This is a genomic window from Microbacterium sp. GW821-FHT01D02 (assembly GCF_059422585.1).
Genome location: NZ_JBWKXB010000003.1, coordinates 497,696 through 513,020 on the forward strand (window position 1 = coordinate 497,696; position 15,325 = coordinate 513,020).

15 protein-coding genes and 1 tRNA gene are annotated in these 15,325 nt (G+C 69.9%); 6 read left to right on the plus strand and 10 right to left on the minus strand.

Going from position 1 to position 15,325, the window contains the following annotated elements:
- Positions 1 to 8: 8 nt before the first annotated feature.
- Positions 9 to 1,028, minus strand: a complete 1,020-nt coding sequence (locus AC07VM_RS15935; protein WP_494912180.1) for a tRNA (adenine-N1)-methyltransferase — start codon at positions 1,026 to 1,028, stop codon at positions 9 to 11.
- The gene (locus tag AC07VM_RS15940) at positions 1,025 to 1,717 is read right to left on the minus strand and encodes an HAD family hydrolase (protein WP_267418500.1); all 693 of its coding nucleotides are present in this window, start codon (positions 1,715 to 1,717) and stop codon (positions 1,025 to 1,027) included. The genes AC07VM_RS15935 and AC07VM_RS15940 overlap by 4 nt, the downstream gene beginning before the upstream one ends.
- A gap of 81 nt (positions 1,718 to 1,798) precedes the next feature.
- Here AC07VM_RS15940 and AC07VM_RS15945 point away from each other — a divergent pair, with 81 nt between their 5' ends.
- Entirely contained in the window at positions 1,799 to 2,647 is an 849-nt protein-coding gene (locus AC07VM_RS15945) for a PAC2 family protein (protein ID WP_267418498.1), read from the plus strand.
- A gap of 22 nt (positions 2,648 to 2,669) precedes the next feature.
- On the opposite strand, the gene AC07VM_RS15950 is transcribed toward AC07VM_RS15945, so the two are convergent.
- A complete protein-coding gene (locus AC07VM_RS15950; protein ID WP_267418496.1) occupies positions 2,670 to 3,494 on the minus strand; it encodes an undecaprenyl-diphosphate phosphatase in 825 nt (274 codons plus the stop codon).
- A 42-nt stretch (positions 3,495 to 3,536) separates the two neighbouring features.
- On the minus strand, positions 3,537 to 4,832 hold the full coding sequence (locus tag AC07VM_RS15955) for a M20/M25/M40 family metallo-hydrolase (RefSeq protein WP_267418494.1): 1,296 nt from the start codon (positions 4,830 to 4,832) through the stop codon (positions 3,537 to 3,539).
- A 114-nt stretch (positions 4,833 to 4,946) separates the two neighbouring features.
- Between AC07VM_RS15955 and AC07VM_RS15960 the strand changes: the two genes are divergently transcribed.
- Both AC07VM_RS15960 and AC07VM_RS15965 read left to right on the plus strand, forming a co-directional pair.
- Positions 4,947 to 5,029 (plus strand) — tRNA-Leu (locus AC07VM_RS15960).
- Between the two features lie 173 nt (positions 5,030 to 5,202).
- Positions 5,203 to 6,543, plus strand: coding sequence for a DUF1254 domain-containing protein (locus AC07VM_RS15965; protein WP_494912183.1), 1,341 nt, complete (start codon positions 5,203 to 5,205; stop codon positions 6,541 to 6,543).
- Positions 6,544 to 6,558: 15 nt separating this feature from the next.
- Here the strand turns inward: AC07VM_RS15965 and AC07VM_RS15970 are convergent, their stop codons facing one another.
- Both AC07VM_RS15970 and AC07VM_RS15975 read right to left on the minus strand, forming a co-directional pair.
- Positions 6,559 to 7,656 (minus strand): VIT1/CCC1 transporter family protein, encoded by a 1,098-nt coding sequence (locus AC07VM_RS15970; RefSeq protein WP_494912185.1) that lies wholly within the window; start codon positions 7,654 to 7,656, stop codon positions 6,559 to 6,561.
- Between the two features lie 145 nt (positions 7,657 to 7,801).
- Complete coding sequence (locus AC07VM_RS15975) at positions 7,802 to 9,544, minus strand: DEAD/DEAH box helicase (RefSeq protein ID WP_494912187.1); 1,743 nt, start codon at positions 9,542 to 9,544, stop codon at positions 7,802 to 7,804.
- A gap of 149 nt (positions 9,545 to 9,693) precedes the next feature.
- Between AC07VM_RS15975 and AC07VM_RS15980 the strand changes: the two genes are divergently transcribed.
- Entirely contained in the window at positions 9,694 to 10,521 is an 828-nt protein-coding gene (locus tag AC07VM_RS15980) for an SGNH/GDSL hydrolase family protein (protein WP_494912188.1), read from the plus strand.
- 4 nt (positions 10,522 to 10,525) lie between these two features.
- On the opposite strand, the gene AC07VM_RS15985 is transcribed toward AC07VM_RS15980, so the two are convergent.
- Positions 10,526 to 11,326: a TrmH family RNA methyltransferase gene (locus AC07VM_RS15985; RefSeq protein ID WP_494912190.1), complete on the minus strand. Its 801-nt coding sequence runs from the start codon at positions 11,324 to 11,326 to the stop codon at positions 10,526 to 10,528.
- Positions 11,327 to 11,439: 113 nt separating this feature from the next.
- Here AC07VM_RS15985 and AC07VM_RS15990 point away from each other — a divergent pair, with 113 nt between their 5' ends.
- Both AC07VM_RS15990 and AC07VM_RS15995 read left to right on the plus strand, forming a co-directional pair.
- Positions 11,440 to 12,279, plus strand: a complete 840-nt coding sequence (locus AC07VM_RS15990; RefSeq protein ID WP_494912191.1) for a Sir2 family NAD-dependent protein deacetylase — start codon at positions 11,440 to 11,442, stop codon at positions 12,277 to 12,279.
- A complete protein-coding gene (locus AC07VM_RS15995; protein WP_267418484.1) occupies positions 12,276 to 12,863 on the plus strand; it encodes a histidine phosphatase family protein in 588 nt (195 codons plus the stop codon). Before AC07VM_RS15990 ends, AC07VM_RS15995 begins: the two co-directional genes overlap by 4 nt.
- Positions 12,864 to 12,873: 10 nt before the next feature.
- Here the strand turns inward: AC07VM_RS15995 and AC07VM_RS16000 are convergent, their stop codons facing one another.
- Genes AC07VM_RS16000 through AC07VM_RS16010 form a run of 3 tightly spaced genes read right to left on the minus strand, consistent with a single transcriptional unit; the run spans position 12,874 to position 15,324 of the window.
- Positions 12,874 to 13,680, minus strand: coding sequence for an HpcH/HpaI aldolase/citrate lyase family protein (locus tag AC07VM_RS16000; protein WP_494912193.1), 807 nt, complete (start codon positions 13,678 to 13,680; stop codon positions 12,874 to 12,876).
- Positions 13,677 to 14,162, minus strand: a complete 486-nt coding sequence (locus AC07VM_RS16005; RefSeq protein ID WP_494912194.1) for a MaoC family dehydratase — start codon at positions 14,160 to 14,162, stop codon at positions 13,677 to 13,679. Before AC07VM_RS16005 ends, AC07VM_RS16000 begins: the two co-directional genes overlap by 4 nt.
- A gap of 10 nt (positions 14,163 to 14,172) precedes the next feature.
- Complete coding sequence (locus AC07VM_RS16010; protein ID WP_494912196.1) at positions 14,173 to 15,324, minus strand: acyl-CoA dehydrogenase family protein; 1,152 nt, start codon at positions 15,322 to 15,324, stop codon at positions 14,173 to 14,175.
- Position 15,325 lies beyond the last annotated feature (1 nt).

The window sequence follows — 15,325 nt, forward strand, 5'->3', positions numbered from 1 at the left end:
GCTCCAGTCTATTCCGTCGCGTGCCCGGAATCGCGCGAGGCAGCGGCAAGGCGCGCCCCCTCCGCGGCCTTCTCGGCTTCTCGGGCGCGCTTGCGCAGGTTCTTGTCGCTGATCTCGCGATCGCCGACGGCGCCGGGAGTCCAGAGCTCCACGTCCTCATCTCCGTAGCTGCTCTTCGACGCGCGTCGCTTCACCGACGGTGCCACCGCGCCCGGGGCGAGCCTGCGTGCGGTGAGGAGGAACCCGGTGTGCGCGACCATGCGGTGGTCCGGCCGCACGGCCAGACCCTCGACATGCCAGCCGCGGACCATGGTCTCCGAGGCATCGGGGTCGGTGAAGAGGCCGGTGGAGCGGATGTACTCGGCCACCCGGGAGAGCTGCGTCGCGGTCGCCACGTAGCAGAGGACGACCCCGCCGGGGGTGAGCGCATCGGCGACGGCGTCCATGCACTCCCAGGGAGCGAGCATGTCGAGGACCACGCGGTCGACCGAACCCGCGGTCACCTCGTTCGGCAGCGCCTCGACGAGATCTCCGACGACCACGCGCCAGGTGTCGGGCGACTCGCCGAAGAACGTCTCGACGTTGCCGCGGGCCACATCGGCGAAGTCCTCGCGACGCTCGAAGGAGATCAGGCTGCCGTCGTGACCGACGGCGCGCAGCAGCGACAGCGAGAGCGCTCCGGAGCCGACGCCGGCCTCCACCACGACGGCGCCGGGGAAGATGTCGGCCTGCATCACGATCTGCGCGGCGTCCTTGGGGTACACGATCGCCGCACCGCGGGGCATCGACATCGCGAAGTCGCGCAGCAGCGGGCGCAGCGCCAGATAGTCGTGCCCGGAGCTGTTGGCGACCACGGAGCCGTCGGGCAGGCCGATCAGATCGCGGTGCCGGAGCACTCCCTGGTGCGTGTGGAGCTCTCCGTCCTCACGGAGCGTCACGGTGTGCAGACGGCCCTTCGGACCGGTGAGCTGCACGCGGTCGCCGATGCGGAAGGGTCCGCTCGGACGGGGAGCGCGGGAAACGGTCATCGGGTCGCTCCCGTCATGGTGCTCTTCTCGTCGTAGAGGTCGGCGAGGTCATCCGCTCCGCGACCCGCGAGGGTCGTCCAGAGCTCATGTGCGCCGAGGTGGTCCAGCGGCACGATGTGCGGCACGGCCAGCGTCACGGCGCCCGAGGCGAGTCCGGCACGGACACCCGTCGGGGAGTCCTCGATGACCACGACGTCCGCGATGTCCACGTCGAGGAGGGCCGCTGCCTGCAGGTAGGGCTCGGGGTGGGGCTTCGGGTTGTCCACGTCGTCGCCCGCGACGACGATGTCGAACGCCTCGAAGTCGATCAGTTCGACGACGTTGAGGGCCATCCGCCGCAGCGACATCGTCACCAGGCCGGTCGGGATGCCGGCGTCCCGCAGATCGCGCAGCAGCTCACGGGCCCCGGGGCGGAACGGGACTCCCTGGGTGCGCAGGGACTCCTGCACCATGTCCGTCAGGTGCGAGACGATCGCCTCGGCCTCCATCGCGACGCCGGCCTTCTGCAGGATCGCGGCGCTGTCGAGGAGGCCGCTGCCCACGAGCTGCAGTGCGTCCTCGTGGCTCCAGGTGCCGCCGAAGGACTCGACCAGCGTCGTCTCCGCCGCCATCCAATACGGTTCGGTGTCGACGAGTGTTCCATCCATGTCCCAAAGGACCGCGCTGGGCTTTCTGCTCACTGAACCCATGCTAGCCGGGGTGCCGCCCGCATCCCGTCCTCGCGGACTAGCCTGGAAGGATCACGACCGCGATCTCGAAGGGAGCCCTCGATGGATGTTCTCGGTCCGCGCATCGTCATCGCCGCCTTCGACGGCTGGAACGATGCGGGTGAAGCAGCGAGCGGTGCCATCGAGGCGCTGCGTGCATCGACGGAGTACGACCTCGTGCACTCCGTCGACCCCGAGCTGTACTTCGACTACCAGTACACGCGCCCGTCGACGCGGATGGACGCGGAGGGACGCCGACAGCTCACCTGGCCGGAGGCGGGGCTGTGGCGCCCGCGCGACCCCGGTCCCGGCCCCGAGTTCTGGCTCCTCACCGGCGCCGAGCCCGCGCGCACCTGGCAGGCGTTCGCCTCGGAGTTCATCGACGTGGCCCTGCGGGACGACATCACCGGTCTCGTGACGCTCGGAGCGATGCTCTCCGATGTACCGCACACCCGACCGATCTCGATCTTCGCCTCCAGCCAGAACGAGCAGGTGCGGGAGTCGCACGGTCTCGAGCGTTCGCTGTACGAAGGCCCGGTCGGGATCCTCACCGTCTTCGAGCACTTCGCTGAGAATGCGGGCATCCCCACGGCCAGCCTGTGGGCCAGCGTCCCGCACTACGTCGCCTCCGCGACGCCTTCGCCGAAGGTGACGCTCGCACTCCTGGATCGCCTCGAGGAGCTCACCGGCGTCGACGTCGACCGCCAGACGCTCCGCACCGAGGCCGCCGCCTGGGAGGCATCGATCGACGCCGCCGCGTCCGAGGACGAGGACATGGCGGAGTACATCCGCCAGCTCGAGCGCACCCGCGACACGTGGGACTCCCCCGAGGCGTCCGGCGACGCGATCGCGCAGGCGTTCGAGCGTTACCTCCGTCGTCGCGACGACGGCCCGGGCGACCGCAAGCGCTGAACCGCCCGGCGGCGAGGCCGGCTCAGGCCGCGATCACGCCGGTGCCGAGGAGCACCAGCAGCACGCTGCCGAGCAGGATCCGGTAGATCACGAAGGGCAGGAAGCTGCGCTTCGAGATCCAGTTCATGAAGAACGCGATCACACCGAGGGCGACCACGAACGCGATGCCGGTGGCCGCGAGGGTGTCGCCGAAGGAGAAGAACGACGGCTCGTCCCAGCTCTTGAACACCTGGTAGAAGCCGCTGCCGAACACGGCGGGGATCGCGAGCAGGAACGCGTAGCGAGCCGCAGCAGCGCGCTCGTACCCGAGGAACAGCCCCATCGTGATGGTGCCGCCCGACCGGGAGACGCCGGGGATCAGGGCGAGGGCCTGCGCGAACCCGAAGGCGATGCCGTGCGGGTAGGTCAGGTCGTCGAGCTTGCGGCGCTTCGCTCCGACGTAGTCGGCGATCCCGAGCAGGATGCCGAACACGATGAGCATGATCGCCACGATCCACATCGAGCGGAGCACGGTCTCGATCTGGTCCTGGAACAGCAGGCCGAGCACGACGATCGGGATGCTGCCGATGATGATCAGCCACCCCATCCGGGCGTCCGGATCGTTGCGGGGCGCCTTGCCGACGAGCGAACGGCACCACTGCGTGATGATGCGCACGATGTCACGCCAGAAGAACACCACCACGGCGGCTTCGGTGCCGATCTGCGTGATCGCCGTGAAGGCCGCCCCAGGGTCCTCCCCCGACGGCAGGAAGGTGCCGAGGATGCGCAGATGGGCGCTGGACGAGATCGGGAGGAACTCGGTGAGTCCCTGGACGATGCCGAGGATCAGTGCTTCGAGCAGGTGCATGGAAGAGCCTTCAGGTCAGGGACGGCACGGAGCGCGCGGCGCTCAGAACGTGCGCAGCAGATCGGCCAGCACCCGCTGACCGAAGACAAGCGATTCTACGGGCACTCGCTCGTCGACACCGTGGAACATGCCTGTGAAGTCGAGGTCGGCCGGCAGCTTGAGCGGCGCGAAGCCGTAGCCGGTGATGCCGAGGTAGGCCAGCGCCTTGTTGTCGGTGCCGGCGCCGAGGAGATACGGGATCACGGGGATCCCGGGGTCGTGGCGGCCGATGCTGGCGACCATGGCCTCGACGAGGTCACCCTCGAAAGGCGTCTCCATGCCGATGTCCCTCACCACCGTCTGGATCTCGATGTCGTCGCCCACGATCTGCTGGAGCTCGGCGAGCACATCGTCCTCGGTGCCGGGGATCACGCGGACGTCGATCAGCGCCTCCGCGCGCTCGGGGATCACGTTGTGCTTGTAGCCGGCGGTGAGCGCCGTGGGATTCGTGGTGGTGCGGAACGACGAGCGGAGGAAAGCCTCCGCAGGACCTGCGGCGGACGCGAGGGCATCGGGATCGTCCGTGCTGCGTCCGGTGAGCTCGCTCAGGCCGTCCAGCAGGGCCTTCGTCGTCGCCGTGAGGCGGATCGGCCACCGCGTCCGTCCGATGGCCGCCACGGCCTCCGCGAGCTTGGTGACGGCGTTGTCGTCGTGCAGGCGGCTGCCGTGGCCCGCACGCCCCTTCGCGACCAGACGGATCCAGATCAGCGCCTTCTCGCCGACCTGGAGCAGGTAGGCGCGACGGTCGTCGACCGTGATGGAGTACCCGCCGACCTCGCTGATGGCGGCCGTGGCGCCCTCGAACCACTCGGGGCGGTCCTTCACCACGAGTGCGGAGCCCTCCACCCCGCCGTTCTCCTCGTCGGCGAAGAACGCCAGCACGAGATCGCGCTCCGGCTGCTCTCCCGCGCGGAGGATCTCGGCGACGGCCGTGAGGATCATCGCGTTCATGTTCTTCATGTCGACCGCGCCGCGGCCCCACAGCATCCCGTCCTGCACGATCCCGGCGAAGGGATCGACGGTCCAGTCCTCGGGCATCGCCGGTACGACGTCGAGATGCCCGTGCACGACCAGGGCGGGCTTGTCCCTGTCACGACCGCGGACGCGGGCCATCACGTTGGTGCGGCGCGGGATCGGCTCGTAGTACTCGACCTCGAGGCCGAGTTCCTCGAGGTACGCGCCGACGTACTCCGCAGCCTCCCGCTCGCCCTTCGCATTCCCTCCGCCGAAGTTGGAGGTGTCGAAGCGGATGAGGTCGCTCGCGATGCGCACGACCTCGGGAAGCGAGGGATCGATCATGTGCTCAAGGCTATCGAAACGGCGAGCCACGCCCGGGCGTACCGCTCGGTTCGAAGCCCGCCGGATATCGTGCTAATCTCATTCTTCGGTCGGCAACGATCAAATCCAACACCTGCGCGGGTGGCGGAATGGTAGACGCGCTACGTTGAGGTCGTAGTGCCCGTAAGGGCGTGGGGGTTCAAGTCCCCCTCCGCGCACAGACAGCCCCGGAGCATCCCTGGTTCACCAGGAATGCTCCGGGGCTTCTTCGTATCTGCCCCTCTTTCCCTCCGCGGGTGGTCCCGTCGGGCGCCTCGTCGTCGCCGTATGCCTCATCCGGTATGGATGATCCCTCGATCCTGATCTCGCGCCGTGTGGCTAGCCTGCGTGCATGACCGACCTCGACGCAGACCGTGCCGCCATCCTCCAGGCCTACCTCTACGGATTCCCGCTCGTCTTCAACCTCGATCAGGTGATCCGCTACACGACGACGGGGGTCGGAGCGAACCCGGCCGCCCCCTTCAACACGTTCAGCCACGCCCGCACACTCGCCGGGCCCGACGACACCTTCGTCACGATCAACAACGACACGCTGTATTCGATGGCGCAGGTCGACCTGAGCGTCGGACCGGTCGAGCTGCGCGTGCCGGACACGGCCGGGCGCTACTACGTGCTGCAGTTCGTCGACGCCTGGACGGACAACTTCGCCTACGTCGGCCATCGCGCGACGGGGACGGCCGCGGGCACATTCCTCCTGGTCCCGCCGGAATGGTCGGGAGACGCCGGTGGCCTGACGGTCATCCGGTTCCCCACCACCGTGGCCTCGATCGTCGGCCGGTGGGCCGTCAGCGACGATGCCGACCTTCCGACCGTGCACGCGCTCCAGGACGCGACGACCCTTCGGCCGCTCGACGACGGGGCCTCCCCCGCGGGCCTGGCCGAACCGGACCCGCTCGTCCCGGAGAGCGCGCGCTTCCTCGAGAAGCTCCGGGTCTGGTCCCAGCAGTTCCCGCCGGCGCCCCGCGACGTCCCGCTGCAGGACTCACTCGCCGCGACGGGCATCACCACGACCGGCCCCTCGCCGTATGCGTCGATCTCCCTGTCCGAGGCCGCCCGGCTCGTGGGAGACCTGGACGCGGCGAAGGAGGTGCTGCACACGGCCCTGACCCACGGGTCCAGTCCCGAGGAGAACGGGTGGAAGCTCACGTTCCACGCGTTCGACTACAACCTCGACTACTTCGAGATCGGCGCGCTCGACGATGATCGATTCAAGATGAGCGACCCGAAGCTGCGCATCGTCGAACGCGCGGCCGCCGCCCTCGGAGGCCTCTGGGGAAACCACCCTTATGAGGCGGCGTACATCATGACCTACGTCGACGACCGTGGTGAACAGCTCACGGGTGCACGGACGTACACGCTGCGGCTCGATCCCCCGCCGCCCGTCGCCGCTTTCTGGTCGCTCACGATGTACTCGGTTCCGGACTTCTACCTCGTCGAGAACCCGATCGCCCGCTACTCGATCGGCGATCGGACGCCGGGGGTCGTCCGCGACGAGGACGGGGCCCTGACCATCACGATCAGTCATGAGCCGCCGGCCGAGCCCACCGCCGCGGCGAACTGGCTGCCCGCGCCGGCCGGTGACTTCCGTCCGGTGATGCGGATGTACGAACCCGACGCGTCCGTCCTCGACGGCGGCTACACGTTCCCCGCGATCACCCGCTCTGACGGCTGACGGGACGATCCTCGATCAGACCGCACCCACGCCGAAGAGGAGACCGAGGACGTAGGTGATCGCGGCGGCGCCGAAGCCGATCGCGAGCTGGCGCAGGGCGCGACGCAGGGGCGGGCCGCCGGAGAGCACACCGACCATGGCGCCGGTGCTGAGCAGGGCGATGCCGACCAGCACGAGCGCCACGATGATCGCCGTCGCGCCCTGGAGGCCGAAGATCCACGGCAGCACGGGGATGATCGCGCCGGACGCGAAGAGGAGGAAGCTGGAGATCGCGGCCGTCCAGTCGCTGCCGACGATCTCGTGGTCGTCTCCGCTCTGGATGTTCACCGGTCCGGTCGCCGCGCGACGGACACCGGCCTGCGCCGCCTCCACGATACGGTGCGCCCGCGCCAGGGACTCCTGCTGGTCCATGCCCCGCGCGCGGTAGACGAGTGCCAGCTCGTTCTCATCGATGTCCAGGTCGACCGCGGCGGCCGCCGCATCCTCGTTCGCCTCAGTCGCGGCCAGGAGCTCGCGCTGGGAGCGCACCGAGACGAACTCCCCTGCCCCCATCGACAGGGCGCCGGCCAGGAGCCCCGCGATGCCGCTGAAGAGCACGAAGCCGGAGCTGACCCCGGTGGCGCCGATGCCCAGCACGAGCGCGAGGTTGCTCACCAGACCGTCGTTGGCACCGAACACGGCGGCGCGGAACGAGCCGGAGAGCCGGCGACGACCGCGGGCGGCGAGACCGCGGACGACCTCGTAGTGCACCTTCTCATCGGCCCGCATGGCGGGCGTCGCGTACTGCTCGGAATCGTAGGGAGAGCGAGCCTCAGCGCTCTGTGCGAGAGCGAGGACGAAGATCGATCCGAACCGTCCGGCCATCCACCCGAGCATGCGGGAGCGGATACCGGCACGAGGCAGACGTGCGGGTTCGGAGCCGAGCAGGTCCAGCCAGTGCTGCTCGTGGCGGCGCTCGGCATCGGCGAGGCTGAGCAGGATCTCCCGCTCCTCCCCCTCTCGGCGCGCGGCGAGCTTCTGGTACACGGCGCCCTCGGCGCGCTCCTCGACGAGGTAACGGGCCCAGCGCCGGCGATCGGCGGGGGTCGGGTCGGCGGCAGCAGGGGCTGTCATGGTTCCTCCAGGTGGGGCAGTGCCCGGAGCGCGGGCAACCGTTCCACGCTATCCGCGCCGCCGGTCGGACACCTCGCTCAGCCGCGGATTGACAGCATTTCGGGGCTCCGAAGCGCGGCAGCGGACGTGGCCCGAGACGCACCCGTCAGGAGCGGACGCGCTTGCGCAGGACCTCGATGCGCGACTGCAGCTGCGTCACGGTCGCCTGCGCCACCGCGGGCCCGCCGCAGATGCGCCGGAGCTCCGCGTGGACGGCGCCGTGCGGCTCGCCCTTCTGCCGGGCGTACAGACCCACGAGACTGTTCAGCAGCTGCCGCTGCTCCTTGAGCGTGCGATGCAGGGGCGGGGGCAGCGTCGTGGTCTCGGTCGGTGCCGTGGAGGCCTCGCGCGCCTCACGCAGCCGCGACTGCCGGCTCTGACGCTGCATGAGCAGCTCGTGCACGTGCTCGGGCTCCAGGAGTCCGGGGAAGCCGATGAACTCCTCCTCCTCCGGCGTACCGGGTTCGGCCAGCTGTCCGAACTCCTGCCCCTCGAACACCACACGGTCGAAGTGCGCCACGGACGAGAGCGCCTGGTAGCTGAACTCCTGGGTCAGCGCATCGGAGGTCTCCTCCTCGCGATTGGCGCTCTCGAGGAGCGAGTCGTCGAGGCCGTCCTCCTCCTTCGACTGCCGGTCGAGCGCGTGGTCGCGCTGCTTGTCCATCTCGTTCGCGAGCCCCATCAGCACGGGCACCTGCGGAAGGAACACGCTGGCGGCCTCACCCCGACGTCGGGCCCGCACGAAGCGGCCGATCGCCTGCGCGAAGAACAGCGGCGTGGACGACGACGTCGCGTACACGCCCACGGCGAGACGGGGGACGTCGACGCCCTCGGACACCATGCGCACGGCGACCATCCACCGCGAGTCGTTCGCGCTGAACCTCTCGATCCGCTCCGAGGCCGTGGCGTCGTCGGAGAGCACGACGGTCGCCTGCTGGCCCGTGATGCTGTGCAGGATCTTGGCGTAGGCGCGCGCGACCGTCTGGTCGGTCGCGAGCACGAGTCCACCGGCATCCGGTACGTGATGTCGGATCTCGGTGAGACGTCGATCGGCCGCCGACAGCACCGCCGGCATCCAGTCGCCCTCGGGGTCGAGCGCCGTCCTCCAGGCCTGCGACGTCACGTCCTTCGTGTTGTCCTGACCGAGGTGCGTCTCGAGTTCATCGCCGGTGGTCGTGCGCCAGCGCATCTTGCCCGCGTACATGTGGAACAGCACGGGGCGGACGACGCCGTCGGCGAGTGCCCGGCCGTAGCCGTAGTTGTAGTCGGTGCGGGAGATGCGCGCACCGGACTCGTCCGGGTGGTACTCCACGAAGGGAATCGGCGCCGTGTCGCTGCGGAAGGGGGTACCGGAGAGGAGGAGGCGGCGCTTGGCGGGTCCGTAGGCATCGCGGATCGCGTCGCCCCAGCTGAGCGCGTCGCCGCCGTGATGCACCTCGTCGAGGATGACCAGGGTCTTCGCGTCTTCGGTGAGGTGCCGGTGCACCGAGGACTTCGCCGCGACCTGCGCGTAGGTCACCACCGCACCGTGATAGTGCCGCGCCGGCGCCCAGTCGCTGTTGCGGAACCGCGGGTCGAGGCGGATGTGCACGCGTGCGGCGGCGTCGGCCCACTGCGTCTTGAGGTGCTCGGTCGGGGCGACCACGATGATGCGGTTGACCTCCCCCATGCGCATGAGCTCGACGGCCAGCGTGAGGGCGAAGGTGGTCTTTCCTGCGCCGGGGGTGGCGGCGACGAGGAAGTCCCGCTGGTCCGCCTCGAAGTACTGGTCGAGCGCCTCCTGCTGCCAGGCGCGCAGCTTGCTTGCGGTTCCCCAGGGGGCGCGCTGAGGAAAGGACGGAGAGAGCATCGAGTCCACGATAATCGCTGCCGCGGACACTGGATCACTCGCCACGGTTCCCGCGCGTGCCCCTCCCCCGGACGTGCCGCTGCGGGTAGGCTCTGTCTCTGCGCTGCGGCCACCGTCGCGGGCGCAGAACGTTCGCGAAGGAGAGCTGGATGACCGACCAGGATTCGCCTCGGACCCCCTACGTCCCCAACGAGACCGCGCACCCGTGGCGCCGTTTCGTCGCCGTCGGAGACTCCTTCACGGAGGGCATCGGCGACCCTGATCCGGCGCATCCGGGCAACCACCGGGGCTGGGCGGACCGCGTCGCCGAGGTGCTCGCCGCCCAGGTCGACGACTTCGCGTACGCGAACCTCGCCGTCCGCGGAAAGCTCATCGCCCAGATCGTCGCCGACCAGATCGAGCCCGCCGTCGCCCTGCGCCCCGACCTGGTGTCGATCTGCGCCGGCGGCAACGACGTGATCCGCCCCGGCACCGATCCCGACGCGATCGCGAGCCAGCTCGAGGACGCGGTGTCCCGCCTGTCATCGACCGGAGCCGCCGTCCTCCTGTTCACCGGCATCGACACCGGCTTCACGCCCGTGTTCCGTGCGTTCCGCGGCAAGGTAGCCATCTACAACGAGAACGTCCGTGCCATCGCCGAGCGCCACGACTGCATCGTCGCGGACCAGTGGGCGCTCAAGGTCGTGCAGGATATGCGCTTCTTCGACGACGACCGGCTGCACTACAACGCTCTCGGACACCACGAGGTGGCACGGATGGTGCTGCGTGCGCTCAACGTCCCGAACGACCTGGAGGCCATGCAGCCCGAGCCGTTCCCGCTGCGCACCTGGCGGGAGGCGCGATCCGAGGACCTCGGCTGGGCGCGCGAGCACCTGGTCCCCTGGGTCCTGCGTCGGCTGCGGCACCAGTCATCGGGCGACACGATCACGGCCAAGCGCCCCGAGCCCTCGCCGGTGATCTTCCCCGAGCGGGACTGACGGGTCAGCTCTTCACGGCCCAGAGGGCGACGGCCGCAGCCGAAGCCACGTTCAGCGAGTCGACGCCACCCGACATCGGGATCGTGACGACCGTGTCGGCGTGATCGAGCACCGTGCGGGAGAGACCGTCGCCCTCGGATCCCATCACGAGGGCGACGCGTTCGGGTCGGTCGGCGACATAGGCTTCGAGGGTGACCGCGTCGTCGCGCAGGGCCAGTGCCGCGATGTCGAAGTGCGCGGCGTGGAGGTCGGCGACGGCGGAGTCCCAGTCCGTGATGCGGGTCCACGGCACCTGGAAGACGGTGCCCATGCTCACGCGGACACTGCGCCGGTAGAGGGGGTCCGCCCCTCCCGGGGACACGAGCACGGCGTCCGCACCGAGACCGGCGGCCGCGCGGAAGGCCGCACCGACGTTCGTGTGGTCGCCGATGTTCTCCAGGATCAGCACGACGGTGGCGCCCTCGAGCACCTCACCCACGGTCGGCAGGGCCGGACGGTGCATCGACGCGATCGTCCCGCGGTGCACGGCGAAGCCCGTCACCGCTTCGGCCACCTCGTCCGGGACGACGTAAACCGGGACGTCGAAGGTGCCGACGATCTCGCGGATGTCCTCCACCCGACGCTCCTGCACCAGGACCGAGCGCGGACGATGACCCGCCGCGACCGCACGGGCGATGACCTTGGTCGATTCGGCGATGTACAGGCCGCCGGACGGCTCGGACAGGGCGCGGAGCGCGGTGTCGGTGAGTCCGCGGTAGTCGTCGAGTCGAGGGTCGTCGGCATCCGTCACAGGCAGCAGTTCCACGGGGTCCACTCTGCCACCGCACACCGGCCGCGCCGAACCCGGGGCGTCGGACGGCCCCTCCCGCGGGAAGCCCCGTCCCGCCCGCACGCCGTAGACTCGCTCGAGGAGGTCCTGTGAGCGTGTCGAACACCGCCGAGCTGTCGGCCACCATCGCCCACGCCGCCGAGCTGCTGCGCGACAGGCGCATCGCACTCCTGACCGGCGCCGGCATCTCCACGGACTCGGGCATCCCCGCGTACCGCGGAGAGGGCTCCCGGACCCGCAGCGACCCGATGACGATCCAGACCTACCTGGGTGACGAGGCCGCGCGGCGTCGCTACTGGGTCGGCGGGCACCTCGGCTGGCGCGCCTTCGCGCAGGCCGGGCCGAACGCGGGACACATCGCCCTTGCGCAGATGGAGGCGTCGGGGCACGTCTCGGGCGTCATCACCCAGAACGTCGACGGCCTGCACCTTCGGGCGGGCAGCTCGCACGTGATCGAGGTGCACGGCACCATGCGTCGCGTCCTGTGTCTGCGGTGCGGCCAGGTCTTCGACCGCCGCGACATCGCCGTGCAGATCGAGGAGCTCAATCCCTGGATCACCGTGCCGGAGAACGTCGCGCTCGCCCCGGACGGCGATGTGCTGCCGGAGAGCACGGAGGGCTTCATCGTCCCCGTCTGCACCGTGTGCGGCGGGATGCTCAAGCCCGACGTCGTGTTCTTCGGCGAGTACGTCCCGCAGGACCGCTTCCGTGCGGCGGAGTCGCTGCTGCGCTCCAGCTCCGCCCTGATCGTCGCCGGCTCCTCGCTGGTGGTCAACTCCGGTGTGCGTCTCGTCGAGCGCGCGCGCCGCCGCAGCATCCCTCTGATCATCGTCAACCGCGAGCCGACGCGTGCGGACGCCTGGGCCGATGTCACCATCGCCGCAGGCACCAGCGACGTGCTCCCCGCACTTCAGGAACTCCTCTCGTGACCCACCTCACCCTCGTCCGCCATGGCCAGACCGACTGGAACCTCGCTCGTCGCATCCAGGGTTCCACCGACATCCCGCTGAACGACACCGGGCGGGAGGATGCACGCTGGGCGGCAGAGAAGCTGGCCGGCAGCACGCATCACGCCGTCTACACGAGTCCGCTGCTGCGAGCCAAGGAGACCGCGGAGATCATCGCGGAGCGCCTCGGGCTGGAGGTGGTCGGTGTCGTGCCCGACATCCGCGAGCGGGAGTTCGGCGACGGCGAGGGCATGCTCGTCGAGGACTACATCGCGACCTACGGCGACTGGCATGCCGAGGTACCCGGTGCCGAGTCGCTGCAGGAGGTCGGCGAGCGTGCCATCACCGCCCTGCACGCCATCGCGCGCGAGGCACGCCGCCGGTCCACGCCTCGGGCGGAATCGGTCATCGTCGTCGCGCACGGTGGAGTGATCCGCGCCGTCATCGATCATGTCTCCGGCGGCACTCTCCCCCGCGAGGGCGAAGTGCTGCGCAACGGATCGGCGCATCGCTTCGTCGCCGCACCCGGCTACCTGCGTCTGCTCGAGGAGTCGCCGGTTCTCTGACCGGATGGCTTCAGCCCGCGCGGGAGATCACCGAACGCGCGTGTCGGAGCACCGGCTCGTCGATCATGCGCCCCCGGAAGCGGAAGACGCCCCGCTCGCTCCGCGCCGCCTCCAGCACCGCGTGCGCCCAGGCCACGGCGTCGCCGTCCGGCCGATAGGCGGCGCGGATCGCCGCGACCTGGTTCGGATGGATGCAGGCGGTGGCGCGGAATCCGGACGCCGCGGCATCCACGGCCTCGCGCTCGAGTCCCGCCGCGTCATCCAGGTCGATGTGCACCGCGTCGATCGCGGACTTGCCGTGGGCGCCCGCCTCGAGGAGCACGCGGGACCGGGCGTAACGGGCGATCTCCCGGTACTCGCCGTCGGCGTTCCGTGACGAGGTGCCCCCGAGGGACGCGACGAGATCTTCCGCGCCCCACATCATCGCCACGACCAGCGGATGGGCGGCGATGCGGTCCGCGGCGTGGATGCCACGGGCGGTCTCGCACAGGGCGATCAGCGAGTACCCGTCGTCGAAGCCGGACAACGCCTCGGGGCTCTCGGTCTTCGCCACCATCACGGTGCGGAAGTCGGTCCGTGCGAGCGCCTCGAGGTCGGCGGCGAAGGCATCGCTGTCGGGGGCGTTCACACGCACGATCACGCGCGCCGGGTCGAGGTCGGCGGTGATCACGTTCCCCCGCGCGGTCTCCTTCGCGTCCGGCAGGACCGCATCCTCCAGGTCGAGGATGATCGCGTCGGCCCTCTCCAGCGCCTTGCGGAAGCGCTCGGGACGGTCGGCGGGGCAGAACAGCAGCGCGGGTCCGAGGTCGAACGTCATGCGGCGGATCCTTCCGGAAGGCAGCGGACCAGCACGGAGCGCACGGCCGTGGCCACGACGGTGTCGTCCTGGTTGCGACCGGTGTGGGCGATCTGCACGATGCCCTGACCCGGCCGGGACGACGAGAGGCGTCGGTCGACGATCACGCTCTCGGTGTACAGCGTGTCCCCCGCGAACAGGGGATGCGGGAAGGTGATGTCGCCGAAGCCGAGCTGCGCCACCAGCGTGCCCTGCGTCAGCTGCGCCACGGAGGCGCCGACCATGGTCGAGAGCGTCCACATCGAGTTCATGAGCCGCGCGTGGAACGGCTCCTGGGCGTCGGCGAAGGCCGCGTCGAGATGCAGCGCCTGCGTATTCATGGTGAGCGTCGTGAAGAGCACGTTGTCCGCCTCCGTGGCGGTGCGCCCCGGGCGATGCAGGTAGCGGGCATCGAGCTCGAACTCCTCGTAGTACAGGCCCCGCTGGAGGATGTCGTGCGTCATGATGGCCACGCTACCCGGCGAGGCCGAGCCCGCGGGCGATGACGAGCAGCTGCACCTCGGTCGTGCCCTCGCCGATCTCGAGGATCTTCGAGTCGCGGTAGTGCCGACCCACGGGGAACTCGTTCATGAAACCGTTCCCGCCGAAGATCTGGGTCGCATCTCGGGCGTTGTCCATGGCCGCCTCGCCGCCGACGAGCTTCGCGATCGCCGCCGCCTCGGCGAACGGCTTCCCCGCATCGCGCAGCCGGGCGGCGTGATGCCATGCGAGCCTGGCCGTGTGCACGCGGGCTCGCATGCGTGCGAGGGTGAATTGGGCGTTCTGGCGGGTGCTGAGTGCGCTGCCGAAGATCGTGCGGCTCTTCGCGTACTCGACCGCCGCCTCCAGGCATCCTTCCGCCGCGCCGGTGGACAGTGCCGCGATGGCGATGCGTCCCTCGTCGAGGATGCTGAGGAAGTTGCGGAAGCCGGTGCCCCGCTTCCCGACGAGGTTCGATGCGGGCACGCGTGCGCCGTCGAACGTGAGCGGGTGCGTGTCGGACGCGTTCCAGCCGACCTTGTCGTAGGGTGCCTCGACGGTGAAGCCCGGTGTGCCGTTCGGGACGATGATCGTGGAGATCTCCTTGCGCCCGTTGTCGGCGGTGCCGGTGACCGCGGTCACGGTGACGAACCGCGTGATCGGGGTGCCCGAGTTGGTGATGAACTGCTTCGAGCCGTCGATCACCCATTCGTCGCCCTCCAGCCGGGCGGTCGTCCTCGTCGCGCCGGCGTCGCTGCCCGCTTCCGGCTCCGTGAGTCCGAACCCCGCCAGCGCCCGTCCGGCGAGGAGGTCGGGCAGCAGCTCCTCGCGCTGCGCCTCCGTGCCGAACCGGAAGATCGGCATCGCTCCGAGACTCACCCCCGCCTCGAGGGTGATCGCGATGGACTGGTCCACGCGACCCAGCGCCTCGATCGCGATGCCGAGTGCCATGTAGTCGCCGCCCTGGCCGCCGTATTCCTCCGGGAACGGCAGGCCGAACAGGCCCAGGTCGCCCATCTGCGATACGACGTCCATCGACAGCGTGTGCGTGCGGTCGGCCTCGTAGGCCTGAGGGGCCACGACGGTGTCGGCGAACTCACGCACCATGGCGGCGAGCTCGCGCTCCTCCTCGGACAGGTCTTCCATG

Excerpts from the sequence above, each read along its gene's own strand:
- AC07VM_RS15940 (WP_267418500.1), bottom strand. The coding sequence starts at position 1,717 with ATGGGTTCAGTGAGCAGAAAGCCCAGCGCGGTCCTTTGGGACATGGAT.
- AC07VM_RS16005 (WP_494912194.1), bottom strand. The coding sequence starts at position 14,162 with ATGACGCACGACATCCTCCAGCGGGGCCTGTACTACGAGGAGTTCGAG.
- AC07VM_RS15975 (WP_494912187.1), bottom strand. The coding sequence starts at position 9,544 with ATGCTCTCTCCGTCCTTTCCTCAGCGCGCCCCCTGGGGAACCGCAAGC.
- AC07VM_RS15965 (WP_494912183.1), top strand. The coding sequence starts at position 5,203 with ATGACCGACCTCGACGCAGACCGTGCCGCCATCCTCCAGGCCTACCTC.
- AC07VM_RS15935 (WP_494912180.1), bottom strand. The coding sequence starts at position 1,028 with ATGACCGTTTCCCGCGCTCCCCGTCCGAGCGGACCCTTCCGCATCGGC.
- AC07VM_RS16010 (WP_494912196.1), bottom strand. The coding sequence starts at position 15,324 with ATGGAAGACCTGTCCGAGGAGGAGCGCGAGCTCGCCGCCATGGTGCGT.
- AC07VM_RS15945 (WP_267418498.1), top strand. The coding sequence starts at position 1,799 with ATGGATGTTCTCGGTCCGCGCATCGTCATCGCCGCCTTCGACGGCTGG.
- AC07VM_RS15970 (WP_494912185.1), bottom strand. The coding sequence starts at position 7,656 with ATGACAGCCCCTGCTGCCGCCGACCCGACCCCCGCCGATCGCCGGCGC.
- AC07VM_RS16000 (WP_494912193.1), bottom strand. The coding sequence starts at position 13,680 with ATGACGTTCGACCTCGGACCCGCGCTGCTGTTCTGCCCCGCCGACCGT.
- AC07VM_RS15955 (WP_267418494.1), bottom strand. The coding sequence starts at position 4,832 with ATGATCGATCCCTCGCTTCCCGAGGTCGTGCGCATCGCGAGCGACCTC.
- AC07VM_RS15980 (WP_494912188.1), top strand. The coding sequence starts at position 9,694 with ATGACCGACCAGGATTCGCCTCGGACCCCCTACGTCCCCAACGAGACC.
- AC07VM_RS15950 (WP_267418496.1), bottom strand. The coding sequence starts at position 3,494 with ATGCACCTGCTCGAAGCACTGATCCTCGGCATCGTCCAGGGACTCACC.